The following is a 12,434-nucleotide window of genomic DNA, read 5'->3' as shown; positions in this document are numbered from 1 at the left end:
GTGGCGCCGTCGCTCACGCCGACCGCACCGGATCGAGCGTGACCTTGTAGAGTTCGCTGTCGTCGCGATCCATCAGCCGCACCGTCAACTGCTCGGTGGCGCCATCGATTTCGACGAGCCCGAAGAACTGCAGGCCGGCCGAAGGCGCCAGGTTTTGACCCTGTTCGGCAGTTGGTGCCTTTATGAACTTCAGCTCCGGGCCGAATGTCATATCGAAACCATTAGGCCCGAACGTGCCGGAATGGATCGGACCCGAAACGAATTCCCAAAACGGATTGAAGTCCTGGAACTGCGCCTTGTCCGGATTGTAGTAATGCGCGGCTGTGTAATGCACGTCTGCGGTGAGCCAGACAGTGTTGCTGATACCCGCATTCTTTATATAGCGAAGAAGGTCGGCAATTTCCAGCTCACGCCCTTTGGCCGGGCCATTGTCGCCATTGCTGACCGCCTCGGCCCCTACCTTCTTGGTGCCGTCGTTCCAGACGACGAGGCCGAGCGGCATGTCGGCGGCGATGATTTTCCAGGTTGCGTTGGAATTCGCCAGTTCACGCTTCAGCCATTTGATCTGCTGTTCACCGAGGATGCGCGATTGCGGCGTCATCGTCTCCTGCATATCCGGACCGTTGGGGCCGCGGTAGGAACGCATGTCGAGGAAGAACACGTCGAGCAGCGGACCATAGGCGATCTTGCGGTAGACGCGGCCGGGCTCCGACGGCTCGTAACGGATCGTCGTCATTTCGTGGAAGGCGCGCGCCGCACGTGCCGTCAGCACATGGATGGATTTTTCAGTGTAGCGATCGTCGGCGCTCAGGTCCTTCGAGTCCGACCAGTTGTTCAGCACCTCGTGGTCATCCCACTGATAGAAGGTCGGACAGATGGCGCTGAGCGCCAGCACATGCCTGTCCATCATGTTGTATTTCCACTGCGCCCGGTATTCGTCCAGCGTCTCGGCAACCTTGCGCTTCTCGTCGATCAGCACTTTGTTTTTCCACTTGCCGCCGTTGGGCAGGTCGACCTCGTCCTTCATCGCACCATCGGCATAGATCGTATCGCCCGAATGCAGGAAGAAGTCGGGCGTGTGCTTGGCAATGGTGGCGTAGGTCTTCATGCCGGTCTCGTCGATGCCCCAGCCTTGGCCGGCGGTGTCGCCCGACCAAGCAAAGCGAATGTCGCGCTTCGAGGCAGGTGCCGTGCGGAAGCGGCCGACGACCGGCTCGGAAACGGCGTTGATGTCGGCAAGATCGGCCGCGACCATGCGGTAGAAGATGTCCTGGTCGGAGGCGAGATCGGTAAGCAGCCGCTTCACCGTATAATCGCTGGCCGGCGAGGTATCGAGCGGCGCCAGGCGGACGGCATTGGTGAAGCTTTCGGTCGGCGACACCTCGAACATGACGCGCGACGGCCGGTCGGTGCGTGTCCAGACCATGCCGCTGGTGGCGTCGACGTCGCCGGACTGGATGCCATGGGTGAAAGCCGGGCGCTGATTGGCGCGCGAGTAATAGGGAAGCGCCAGGCCCGAGGCGCCGACCAGGCCAACGGCGCTGGCCGACGTGACGAAAGCGCGCCGCGTCATCGAAATCTTGTTCATGGCTGTCTCCTGGATGGCATTGAACGTCGCCGCCAAGCTCCAGCTTCAATGTTTCAGGCACATTTCGAAACGATGAAGGTTTCGTAACAACCAACAGGAGCGCTAGCTCTTTCCTTCTCCCCTTGTGGGAGAAGGTGGATTGGCGCGCAGCGCCAAGACGGTTGAGGGGTGCTGGACGGAGTGCCGGCGGTTCCAAGCTGGAACACCCCTCATCCGGCCGAGCTTCGCTCGGCCACCTTCTCCCACAAGGGGAGAAGGGAAAGCCGCACCGTTGGCGCACCCCTAAGCCGCTTGCGGTTCCGGGTCGAACGCCTGGCGGCTGGTGTTGATCAGCAGCGAAATGCAGGCGGCGGCAATCGCGGTCATGCCTGCTATCATGAAGGCAAGCTCGTAATTGCCTTGCAGCTCGCGCATGGTGCCGCCGAAGAAGGCCGCTGTCGCGGCGCCAACCTGATGGCCTGCGACGATCCAGCCGAAGACGATCGGCCCGCTGCGGTCGCCGAACGCCTCGTTGGAAAGCCTGAGCGTCGGCGGCACCGTGGCGATCCAGTCCAGTCCGTAAAACACGGCGAAGATGATCAGGCTGGTCGCCGAGAAGCCGGAATAGGGCAAATAGATCAGCGACAGGCCGCGAATACCGTAATAGACGCCGAGCAGCTTGCGCGGGTCGAAACGGTCGGTGAGCCAGCCCGACAGCGTCGTGCCGATAAGATCGAAGATGCCCATCATCGAGAGCAGGCCTGCAGCCTGCACTTCGCCAATGCCCATATCGCCGCAAAAGGCGATCAGGTGAGTGCCGACCAACCCGTTGGTGGTGAAGCCGCAGACGAAGAAAGTGGCGAACAGATACCAGAACACGCGCGTGCCGGCGGCGCGGCGCAGCGTGCTCAGCGTGTGCGAAAGGAAATTGCCTTGCGAGGCTGGCGGCACCGGCGGCACGTCGTCGGCATCGGCGCCATAGCGGACCATGCCGATCGACGCCGGGCGCTCCGGCACCAGCATATAGACCAGCGGCACCAGGCAGGCGGTGGCCACGGCAATGGCGATGGCGACCGGCTTCCAGCCGCCCGACTGGGCGAGCGAGGCGAGCAGCGGCAGGAAGACCAGCAGCCCGGTGGCACTGGACGCCGACATCAGTCCCATCACCAAGCCGCGATTGGTCTTGAACCAGCGGTTGACGATGGTCGCGCCGAGCACGGTGGCGACGGCGCCCGAGCTGACGCCGGAAAACACGCCCCAGGTGAGGAGCAGATGCCACGGTTTGGTCATCAACAGGCTGAGCGCGGTCGATCCCGACATCAACAGCAGCGCGGCAAGCAAGGTGCGGCGCAGCCCGATCCGCTCCATCAGCGCCGCGGCAAACGGCCCGGTCAGGCCATAGAGGAAGATGCCGGTGGCCGCCGCCAGCGACACCACGTCGCGCCGCCAGCCGAAACTGTTCTCCAGCGGCAGCATCATGACTGCCGGCGCCGAACGCAGGCCCGCTGCGATCAGCAGGCAAAGGAAGATGACGGCGACCACTACGAAAGCGTAGCGCTGGCCAAACGGGCGGGATTGAGCTATCATGTTACTGACCGGTACGTTGCGGGAGCGCGAAACATACGTACCGACCGGTAACATTGTCAACCAGCTAACCGGCAGACCAGGCATGAAAAGCATTGAACCAACGATCAAGGCGAATGACGCACCCCCGCCTCGCGCCGCCGAACGGATTCTCCAGGTGGCGCGAGACCTGTTCTACCGGCAAGGCATCAGGGCGATCGGCGTCGACGAGATCGTGCGGCGTGCCGGCGTCACCAAGCCCAGCCTCTACCGCAGCTTTCCGTCCAAGGATGAGCTGGCCGCATCCTATCTTCGGCACTATGACCTCGAATTCTGGGAGCGCTTCGACGAGGCGGTGAATGCCCATCCCGGCGATCCGCGCGCGCAGATCGTCGCCTTCCTGACGCGTGTCGGCAAGCGTACGCAAAAGCCCGACTATCGCGGCTGCGGCATGACCAATGCCGCGGTCGAATATCCCGAACATGGCCATCCGGCCCGTGTGGTGAGCGAGGCCAACAAGCAGGAATTGCGCCGGCGCTTGCGTGCCATGGCGGCAGAGATGGGCGCCGGCGACGCCGACACGCTGGGCGACGGGCTGCTGCTCCTGATCGAGGGCGCCTATATCAGCGGCCAGCTGTTCGGTGTCGGCGGGCCGGCGCAGTCGGTGGCCCGCAACGCCGATCTTCTGATAGAGGCAAGTTTGAAGAAATAGTGTTCCGTTTTACCAGACCACTGTGCGCAGCCTGACTTCCTCTAGGCTGCTGCTAAATTTGACGGTACGCTGCGCCCCCCGAACTGAGTTGTTCCGCCATGCGCGCTCTCTTGATCCCGCTTGCCCTCGCCGGTTTCTGCCAGGCGGCCCGGGCCGGCGACATATCCAGCGTCTATACCGATCTCGATTGGGAGAAGGACTGCGTCACCTATGCCCAAGCGGAAGAAGGCGACGGGGACTGGGCCGATCTCGCCTGTTCGGGCTACCGCGGTTACCCGGTGCTGGTTTCCTACGACGATGCGCGGGAATCGCTGTTCTACGGCTTTCCACCTGGCGATATGACCACGGTCTGGGAAAGCTTTTCCGGCCTCAATTCGGCTGGACCCAAAGTCGAGTGGCGGATCGAAACCAACGGCAAAACTGCCATTCCCTTCGCCGTCATTCATCGTCGCTCGATCAGCGATACCGAGGGCGAGAACAAGTCGACGGAAGTGCTGATCGTCGCCAAGGTTGCCCAGCCTGACGCCCACGAAGGCTGCACGATCGGCCTTGTGCTCGCCACCGGCAATCCCGCCGCCAACGATCAGGCGCGCAAGCTTGCCGACGAGAAGGCACGCACCTTCGCCTGCGGCAAGGACAAGCGTGAGGTGCTTGGCGACGCGCCCGCTTTCGGCCGCGTCGACAACTGATTATTTGTGATTATTTGCGCCCGACAATTACTTGCGCCTGGCCCGCTCGATTGCCTCGACGATCATCTTCTTGGCATAGGCCGCATCGTACCAGCCTTCGATCTTGACCCATTTGCCGGGTTCGAGATCCTTGTAGTGCTCGAAAAAGTGCTGCACTTGCTGACGGGTGATGTCGGGCAATTGCGTGTATTCGTGGACGTCCTCGTAACGCAAGGTCAGCTTGGGTGAAGGCACCGCGATCACCTTCTCGTCCTGGCCGGCATTGTCCTCCATCACCAGCACGCCGATCGGCCGCACATTGATGACGCAGCCTGGCACCAGCGCGCGCGTGTTGCAGACTAGCACGTCGATCGGGTCGCCGTCGCCCGACAGCGTATGCGGTACGAAACCGTAATTGCCGGGATAACGCATCGACGTGTGCAGAAAGCGGTCGACGAACAGGGTGCCGGCTTCCTTGTCCATCTCGTACTTGATCGGCTCGCCGCCGATCGGCACCTCGATTATGACGTTGACGTCCTCGGGCGGGTTCTTTCCGCTGGCAATCGCTTCGATACGCATCGCTTTATCCCTCTCTCGATTGGAGATCGATAGCGGGCGACGGCGAATGGTGCAATGCGGCGAATGGTACGGGGAGATCGTCCGAACCGAAAACCGGCCGGATCATGCGCTGGCCGTCATTCCCAGACGAAAGCGACCTTCTTCAGCGCCTTCTGCTCGAATATCTCGACGCCTTCGGCAACATCGCGGCCACCGGCGCCGGCATAGAAGGCAAGTGCGTTCTGATTGTCTTCCAGCGCCCAGACCACCATGCCTTTCAGGCCATGGTCGGCCAGCCGTGCCCGCGCGGCCGAGAACAGCCGGCTGCCGAGCCCGATGCCTTGATATTCCGGCCGCAGGTAAAGTTCGTAGATCTCGCCCTGCTGCCTGAGTTCGCGGGCACGGTTCTTGCCGATCGTCGCATAGCCGGCAATTTTGCCGCCGATTTCGACGACCAGGACGGTGGCAGCGCGGCGAATGGCATTCGCCCACCAGTCGGCGCCGCGGCGGTTGATCATCGATGTCAGCGTGCGGTGTGGGATGATGCCCGAATAGGCGCCGCGCCAGGCCTCGAGATGCACGTCGGCGATGGCGGCTGCATCGCGCGGTTCGGCTTTCCTGATGTCGATGCTCAGCGTATTCATGATTAGTTAACCATAAACCCGCCGCGCCCGATTGCAAGAGTCCGGTCAACCGCCACGATGCTTTCACACAGCCGGACGGTGCGTCCTTGAGACGCTGCGAAACCGCTTTTGGCGAGATCAAATCTCGACCAGATGGTCGTCCAGTTCGTTGCTGTCGCCAGTCGAGACCGGAAAATGTTCGGCCAGTACCGCACCGACTGCTTGGATCGCCTTGACGAACCCCTCGGCAAGCCGATCGTCGCCGGCATGCGCCGTAAGGTCGCGGACGACACCGTCCCAGACATGCTGGCCGACACGAGAATCGATCCCGCTGTCGGCGACCACCTCGGCGTAGCGCTCGGCAATCGAGACGAACACCAGCACGCCAGTGCGCGCCGTGGTGCGGTGGACGTTGCGGGCGAGGAACTGCTTCATCGCATTGGCGTGGGCGGCCTGGTAGCGCAGCCGCCTCGGCACCAAATGGATGCGCAATGCCGGCAATGCCCACAACAGGATGAGCACACTGGCAACCGCCAGAAGCTCGGCGATGACGAAATGCGGCAAGCGGATCGACAGCCACCAGGCTTCCAGCCCATAACCGACGGCGAGGCTGACGACGAGCATGCCGAGCATCGCCATGAAAGCGGCCGGAAAGAAATAGCCGTCGCTGGCATGCGCCACGACGCAGTAGATCTCGCCGTCGGTCTTTGATTCGGCAGCGCGGATCGCATCGGCGATGCGCTCATGATCCTCGGGGCTGATCGGTCGTGTTGCCATGATTGATGTCTCACCAGCTTCCTGAAGAACCGCCGCCGCCGGACGAACCGCCGCCGCCTGAAAACCCGCCGCCCGAATGTCCAGACGACCAACCGCTGCCGGAACTTCCAGACGACCAGCCACTGCCAGACGAGGTCCCAGACGTCCAGCCACCGCCACCGGAGGATGACGAAGCTGGCCCACGGCCGTAGCGGAACGTCATGCCCAGCCACTTGTAAACGCCCGGCGACAGCTTCGTGCCGAAGATCGGCGGCAGGAACGCCATTGCCAAGCCGCCGAAGAACATCGTCGCCCACAGGACAATGAACAGCATGAAGATGGGATCGACAGGATTGTCATTCGCCGGATTGCGCTTGCCGCGCGCCTCCAGTTCTTCGGGATTGCCTTCCAGCACCATGATCATGTCGTCGACGGCCTTGCTGATGCCGCCGGAGAAATCGCCGGCACGGAAGGCCGGCACCATGTCGTTTTCGATGATCAGCTTGGTGTGCAGGTCGGTCAGCGTGCCTTCCAGCCCATAGCCGACCTCGATGCGCATCTTGCGGTCGTTCGGCGCCACCAGAAGCAGGACGCCGTTGTTCTCCTTCGCCTGGCCGAGTCTCCAGGCGCGGAACAGCCGGTTGGCGTAAGGCTCGATCTCCTCGCCGTCGAGGCTGGGGATGGTCGCGACGACGATCTGGTCGGACCCTTTGGTCTCGAACTCGGCAAGCTTCTGCGTCAGCGCCGCCTCGGTCGCGGCATCGATGATGCCGGCATTGTCGACGATCCGTCCGGTCAGCGCCGGCAGTGCGGCGGCGAAGGCCGCGAAGCCGACCAGCAGCACCGCCATGGCCAACAGCGCGGTGCCGATCATTTTGATGAAACGGCCGGATTCCACCGGGCTGATGGCGTGTCTTGTCATCTCGTCACCAACTTCCCGAGGAGCCGCCGCCGCCGGACGAACCGCCGCCGCCGGAAAACCCGCCACCGCTTGAACCCGACGACCATCCCCCGCCGGAACCTCCCGACCAGCCGCCGGACGACCGCCGGTTTGGCTCGAAGGTCATGCCCAGCCAGCGATAGCGGCCGGGACCGATCTTCTGGCCGAAGATCGGCGGCAGGATGGAGGCTGCGAGGCCGCCGAAAAAGATGATTGCCCAGATGGCTATGAAGATCGTGAAGAACAGATCGTCGCTGTTGAACGGCGGCTGCTGGTTGCGTTCGCCGCGCGCCTCCAGTTCTTCGGGATTGCCTTCCAGCACCATGATCATGTCGTCGACGGCCTTGCTGATGCCGCCGGAGAAATCGCCGGCACGGAAGGCCGGCACCATGTCGTTTTCGATGATCAGCTTGGTGTGCAGGTCGGTCAGCGTGCCTTCCAGCCCATAGCCGACTTCGATGCGCATCTTGCGGTCGTTCGGCGCCACCAGAAGCAGGACGCCGTTGTTCTCCTTCGCCTGGCCCAGTTTCCAGGCGCGGAACAGCCGGTTGGCGTAAGGCTCGATCTCCTCGCCGTCGAGGCTGGGGATGGTCGCGACGACGATCTGGTCGGACCCTTTGGTCTCGAACTCGGCAAGCTTCTGCGTCAGCGCCGCCTCGGTCGCGGCATCGATGATGCCGGCATTGTCGACGACCCGTCCGGTGAGGGTTGGCAGGTCGGCGGCGAAGGCGATGACAGGGAGGAGGAGGAGAAGGCTTTGGAAGACGAGCAGGAAGGCCAGGCAGGCGTTCTGTCGCGCCCCCCTCTGTCCTGCCGGACATCTCCCCCTCAAGGGGGGAGATCGGCTGTCACGGCTGTTTTCGCCAATCTCCAACGTTGCAGGATGGGCGGTGAGGCCAAAGCTGCCAATCTCCCCCCTTGAGGGGGAGATGCCCGGTAGGGCAGAGGGGGGCGCTACGGAGTGCAAGGCCAATAGGGACCACGCTCACCGGCTGTTCTTCACCCGCCTTGCGTGGTGTTGGTGCCGAAATCGACCTTCGGCGGCTGCATCTTATCCTCCTCGATGGTGAAATTCGCAAACGGCTGGTTGCCGCGGAACCAAAAGGTCGCCCAGATCACCGACGGGAAGGTCCTCAGCGTCAGATTGTACTCTCTCACTGCCTGGATATAGTCGCGGCGGGCGACCGTGATCCGGTTCTCGGTGCCTTCGAGTTGTGCTTGCAGCGCCAGAAAGTTCTGGTTGGCCTTGAGATCGGGATAGTTCTCCACCACCGCCAGCAGGCGCGACAGCGCGCTGGTCAGGCCGGCCTGGCTGTCCTGGAATTTCTTGAAGGCTTCCGGATTGTTCAGCGTTTCCGGCGTCACGGTCACCTGCGTCGCCTTGGCGCGCGCTTCGACCACGGCATCGAGCGTGTCCTTCTCGTGCGCGGCGTAGCCCTTGACCGTGTTGACCAGATTGGGGATGAGATCGGCGCGGCGCTGGTATTGATTCAACACCTCGCTCCATGCGGCCTTGGCGTTTTCCTCAGCCGTCGGAATGGTGTTGTAGCCGCAGCCGGCAAGCAGCGGCAGCATGACGGCCATGACCAGGAACGCAGCTAAATTACGAAAGATTGGCGGCGAAGAAAGGCGCTGGGCAAGCATGATAAGTCCCCTCGATAGCATTGGCAGGCGAAGCATTAGCACAATCCTTGCGTAAGAAAATGACTTCGGCCGAGAAGTGTTACTGGTTTCTGCCATTCGCCGTCGGGCCCTGTGACAGACGAGGCGAACGGGTTAAGCTCGGCATAAAACGGGACATCACCATGGCGAAACGCCACGACAGCGACGCGGAATCGCGCCGCATCATCGAACGGGTGGCGCGCGAGACCGACCCGGGCGGCACCTCGTTCCTCGCGCGAACCACTAAAGGTGCGCGCGACCACGTCACCGCGGCCGATGCCGACCGGTCGGATCCGATCGAATATTGGGGCACTCGCATCGGTCGGGCAGCGGGCTTGCTTATTGCCATCGGCCTGTTGATCTGGCTCGTGCTTTTCGTCACCAGGGGCAGTTAGGAAAATCAATGAGTGCCGAAAAAACCGAGGCGCCGCGCGCGGTCATCGTCGTCTCCAGCCATGTCGCCCGTGGCTCGGTCGGCAACCGTGCCGCTGTCTTTGCGCTGGAGACGCTCGGCTTTCCGGTTTGGGCGGTACCGACCGTCATCCTGCCCTGGCATCCGGGCCATGGCCGGGCCACCCGCATCGTGCCGCCGCTGGACCAGTTCAAGGCGCTGATGGCCGACCTCGAGCGCGCGCCGTGGCTGGGCGAGGTCGGCGCCGTGCTGTCCGGCTATCTCGGCGAGGCTGGCCAGGCCGAAGCCGTCGCTTCGCTGGTCGGCGCAGTGAAGGCGAAGACGCCGGACGCCCTCTATATCTGCGATCCGGTGATGGGCGATTCGGGCGGGCTCTACGTACCTGAGCCGACCTCAATCGCCATGCGCGACCGGCTGATGCCGATCGCCGATATCGCCACGCCCAACCGCTACGAGCTGGAATGGATGGCCGGAGCGCCGCTGCCAGACCTGAAATCGGCAATGGCTGCAGCCCTGCAGGCCGGCCCACCGGCCATGTTGGTCACTTCGGCGCCGGCGATGATGGCCGGCGGCACCGGCAATTTGCTGCTCACAGGCAGGGAGGCGCTGCTTGCCGAACACCGGCTCATCGACAAGCCGCCGAATGGGCTCGGCGACCTGACGGCGGCCGTCTACCTGGCGCGGATCCTGTCCGGCCAGCCGGCCGCCAAGGCGCTGCAATCGACCACGGCGGCGGTCTACGAGATCCTGGCGCGGACCGCCAAGCGCGGCGGCGACGAGTTGCAGCTCGAGACCGATGCCCAGAGCCTGTCGCACCCGATGGCGATGGTGCAGCTTCGCCATCTCCTGCATCCGGAACGGGACCGCCGGGCGTGACGCAGGCCGAAGACGCCGTGCCCCAGGATGGTGCGCCCAAGGATGTTGCGCCCGACGATGTTATGCCCTGGGGTGTTGTGCTTGTCGGCGTCGACGGTTGCAAGGCCGGCTGGATAGCCGTCCGCCGCGATCCCGGTGCGGCACCGTCGACAGCCGTTTTCCCAAGCTTCGCGGCGTTGCTCGACCGACTGCCCGCCGACTCGTTGGTAGCGGTCGATATGCCAATCGGCCTGCCCGATTTCTCCCAAAGAGGCGGTCGCGGCCCGGAGGCGCTGGTGCGGCCGCTGCTTGGGGCCCGGCAGTCCAGTGTCTTTGCCATCCCCTCCCGCGCCGCGCTCTACGCGGAGATCGAAGCCTTCACCACGGTCGACGCCTGGTACGCCGCACATCGCAAGGCAAGTGAGGTAGCCAAGACGACCTCAGATCCGCCGCGCGGTGTCTCGATCCAGGCCTTCGGCATCTTCGCCAAGATCCGTGAGGTCGATTCGCTGCTGATCGCGCGCCCCGAACTACGCAGCCGCGTGTTCGAATCGCATCCGGAAGTTGCCTTCTGCAAACTGAACGGCGACCGGGCGATGCGCCTGCCAAAGAAGATCAGGGGCAACATCAATCCGGCCGGCATGGCCGAACGCAAGGCGCTGCTTGCCCGGCATGGTTATAGCCAGGATTTTCTCGACCACGCGCCGCCGCGCGGCGCGGCCGCCGACGATTTCCTCGATGCCGCTGCGATGATGCTGGTTGCCGGACGCATCGTCAAAGGCGAGGCAATGCCGTTTCCGGATCCGCCGCTCGCCGATCGTTTCGGCATTCCCGTCGCCATTTGGGCCTGAGGACCAGGGCGTCAGGAGCGTGATCTGAGCGCCTCGTTGAGTGCCCACATATCCTTCTCCTCGGGCGCGGTCTCCAATCCGAGCACGGGAACTTGCTTGCGCAAATGGTCGTGGTGGGTGCGCACGCCATATTCGAGATCGGAGAGGTAAAAACCTCCGAAGGCTTCGGACAGCATGGATTCGTTGGACCATATCGAAAGCTGTACATCCTCGGCCAGCGTGTCGCGGTCGATGCGGTAGGATAGGTAGCGGGCTGCCGCCTGCTCCCTGGTCTCGTCGCGATAGCGGTAGATGGCGCCGCGCAGCAGCGTCTCACCCGTCGACAGCGGAAATTCCTGATAGAACTGCACCGATTCCGGCATGATCGACAGCGCGTTGTTCGGGAAGATGCCGTAGTAGATCCAGGCCTTGCGCAGGTGTTCCGGCAGGTGCTTCGCCTCGGGTGCGAGCTTGATGTATTGCGCGACGCTCCAGCGCCGTCCGGCATACGGATTGTAGGTGGCGAACGAGCGCGACACGCCGTTGACGAACGGCTCGTCGAAATAGGTCGCACCGTAAAGGTCCTGCAGCGCCGGATGCGCCATGGCGACGTGGTAGCCTTCATTGTCGACATCGCGCACCGACTTCCAGTTGACCGGCGTCTTTTGGGTCCAGATGCCCCAGGACGGCACCATCTCGGCGACGCCGTAATGGGCAATCTCGGCTTCGATCGGCTTCAACAGCTCGGCCACCGATGGCTGCGGCCCACCCTTGCGGAAACGGATGAAGATGAAGCCCATCCAGATTTCGAGCTCGAGCGGCATCAGGCCGAATTCGGTCTTGTCGAGGTCGGGGAAGGAACGGGGGCGGGCAGCACCGCGCAGCGTGCCGTCGAGATTGTAGACCCAGCCATGAAAGGGGCAGACCAGCGCATTCTTGCAAGTGCCCTGGCTGTCGGCAACGACGCGACTGCCGCGGTGGCGGCACATATTGTTGAAGGCGCGCACAACGCCATCCTTGCCGCGCACGATCAGCGCCCGCTCGCCGACCACATCCATCGTCAGATAGTCGCCGGCGTTCGGCACGTCGCAGACATGGCCGGCGATCTGCCAATGGTTGCGGAAGACGTGCTCTTTCTCGAGTTCGAGCAAGGCGTCGGAATGATAGCTCCAGCCAGGCAGCCCCCGCCGATCCCAATCGTTGGGGATTGCCACGTCACGCAGATGCGGGTTCATAAAAGGCTCTTTATTTATTGAATGCTCGTTCAATAAAAGCATATTTTCCGTTG

Annotated in this window: 14 protein-coding genes; 5 read left to right on the top strand and 9 right to left on the bottom strand. The window is 63.1% G+C overall.

Features of this window, described 5'->3' with window-relative positions; all coding sequences use genetic code 11:
- Positions 1-13: 13 nt before the first annotated feature.
- Both NKK47_RS00350 and NKK47_RS00345 read right to left on the bottom strand, forming a co-directional pair.
- Complete coding sequence (locus tag NKK47_RS00350; protein ID WP_023678132.1) at positions 14-1,588, bottom strand: alkaline phosphatase D family protein; 1,575 nt, start codon at positions 1,586-1,588, stop codon at positions 14-16.
- Positions 1,589-1,870: 282 nt separating this feature from the next.
- A complete protein-coding gene (locus NKK47_RS00345) occupies positions 1,871-3,154 on the bottom strand; it encodes an MFS transporter (RefSeq protein ID WP_352574591.1) in 1,284 nt (427 codons plus the stop codon).
- Between the two features lie 82 nt (positions 3,155-3,236).
- Between NKK47_RS00345 and NKK47_RS00340 the strand changes: the two genes are divergently transcribed.
- Complete coding sequence (locus NKK47_RS00340; protein ID WP_352574589.1) at positions 3,237-3,842, top strand: TetR/AcrR family transcriptional regulator; 606 nt, start codon at positions 3,237-3,239, stop codon at positions 3,840-3,842.
- Between the two features lie 98 nt (positions 3,843-3,940).
- On the top strand, positions 3,941-4,531 hold the full coding sequence (locus NKK47_RS00335; protein WP_352569497.1) for a hypothetical protein: 591 nt from the start codon (positions 3,941-3,943) through the stop codon (positions 4,529-4,531).
- 27 nt (positions 4,532-4,558) lie between these two features.
- Here NKK47_RS00335 and ppa read toward each other — a convergent pair whose 3' ends face one another.
- The 6 genes from ppa to NKK47_RS00305 all read right to left on the bottom strand — a co-directional run bounded on the left by ppa (position 4,559) and on the right by NKK47_RS00305 (position 9,031).
- On the bottom strand, positions 4,559-5,089 hold the full coding sequence (gene ppa / locus NKK47_RS00330; RefSeq protein ID WP_352451245.1) for an inorganic diphosphatase: 531 nt from the start codon (positions 5,087-5,089) through the stop codon (positions 4,559-4,561).
- Positions 5,090-5,205: 116 nt separating this feature from the next.
- Entirely contained in the window at positions 5,206-5,712 is a 507-nt protein-coding gene (locus NKK47_RS00325; protein ID WP_023678138.1) for a GNAT family N-acetyltransferase, read from the bottom strand.
- A 117-nt stretch (positions 5,713-5,829) separates the two neighbouring features.
- Positions 5,830-6,468, bottom strand: coding sequence for a TPM domain-containing protein (locus NKK47_RS00320; protein ID WP_352574587.1), 639 nt, complete (start codon positions 6,466-6,468; stop codon positions 5,830-5,832).
- A gap of 10 nt (positions 6,469-6,478) precedes the next feature.
- Positions 6,479-7,321: a TPM domain-containing protein gene (locus NKK47_RS00315; protein ID WP_352574929.1), complete on the bottom strand. Its 843-nt coding sequence runs from the start codon at positions 7,319-7,321 to the stop codon at positions 6,479-6,481.
- 52 nt (positions 7,322-7,373) lie between these two features.
- Positions 7,374-8,219 carry a TPM domain-containing protein gene (locus NKK47_RS00310; protein ID WP_502897735.1) on the bottom strand — a complete coding sequence of 282 codons (846 nt, stop codon included), beginning with the start codon at positions 8,217-8,219 and terminating at the stop codon, positions 7,374-7,376.
- 167 nt (positions 8,220-8,386) lie between these two features.
- Positions 8,387-9,031, bottom strand: coding sequence for a LemA family protein (locus NKK47_RS00305; RefSeq protein WP_023678141.1), 645 nt, complete (start codon positions 9,029-9,031; stop codon positions 8,387-8,389).
- Positions 9,032-9,192: 161 nt separating this feature from the next.
- Between NKK47_RS00305 and NKK47_RS00300 the strand changes: the two genes are divergently transcribed.
- From NKK47_RS00300 to NKK47_RS00290, 3 genes are all read left to right on the top strand, one after another.
- Positions 9,193-9,444: a hypothetical protein gene (locus NKK47_RS00300; RefSeq protein ID WP_023678142.1), complete on the top strand. Its 252-nt coding sequence runs from the start codon at positions 9,193-9,195 to the stop codon at positions 9,442-9,444.
- Positions 9,445-9,452: 8 nt separating this feature from the next.
- Entirely contained in the window at positions 9,453-10,337 is an 885-nt protein-coding gene (pdxY, locus tag NKK47_RS00295) for a pyridoxal kinase PdxY (protein ID WP_352574585.1), read from the top strand.
- A 62-nt stretch (positions 10,338-10,399) separates the two neighbouring features.
- Entirely contained in the window at positions 10,400-11,167 is a 768-nt protein-coding gene (locus NKK47_RS00290; protein ID WP_352574925.1) for a DUF429 domain-containing protein, read from the top strand.
- Between the two features lie 11 nt (positions 11,168-11,178).
- Here the strand turns inward: NKK47_RS00290 and NKK47_RS00285 are convergent, their stop codons facing one another.
- Entirely contained in the window at positions 11,179-12,381 is a 1,203-nt protein-coding gene (locus NKK47_RS00285; protein ID WP_352574584.1) for an aromatic ring-hydroxylating oxygenase subunit alpha, read from the bottom strand.
- Positions 12,382-12,434: the final 53 nt, after the last annotated feature.

Source organism: Mesorhizobium sp. M0019, assembly GCF_040323975.1.
Lineage (GTDB): Bacteria > Pseudomonadota > Alphaproteobacteria > Rhizobiales > Rhizobiaceae > Mesorhizobium.
The sequence above is the reverse complement of the archived record's forward strand: the minus strand, read 5'-3'. Positions and strand labels throughout refer to the sequence as shown.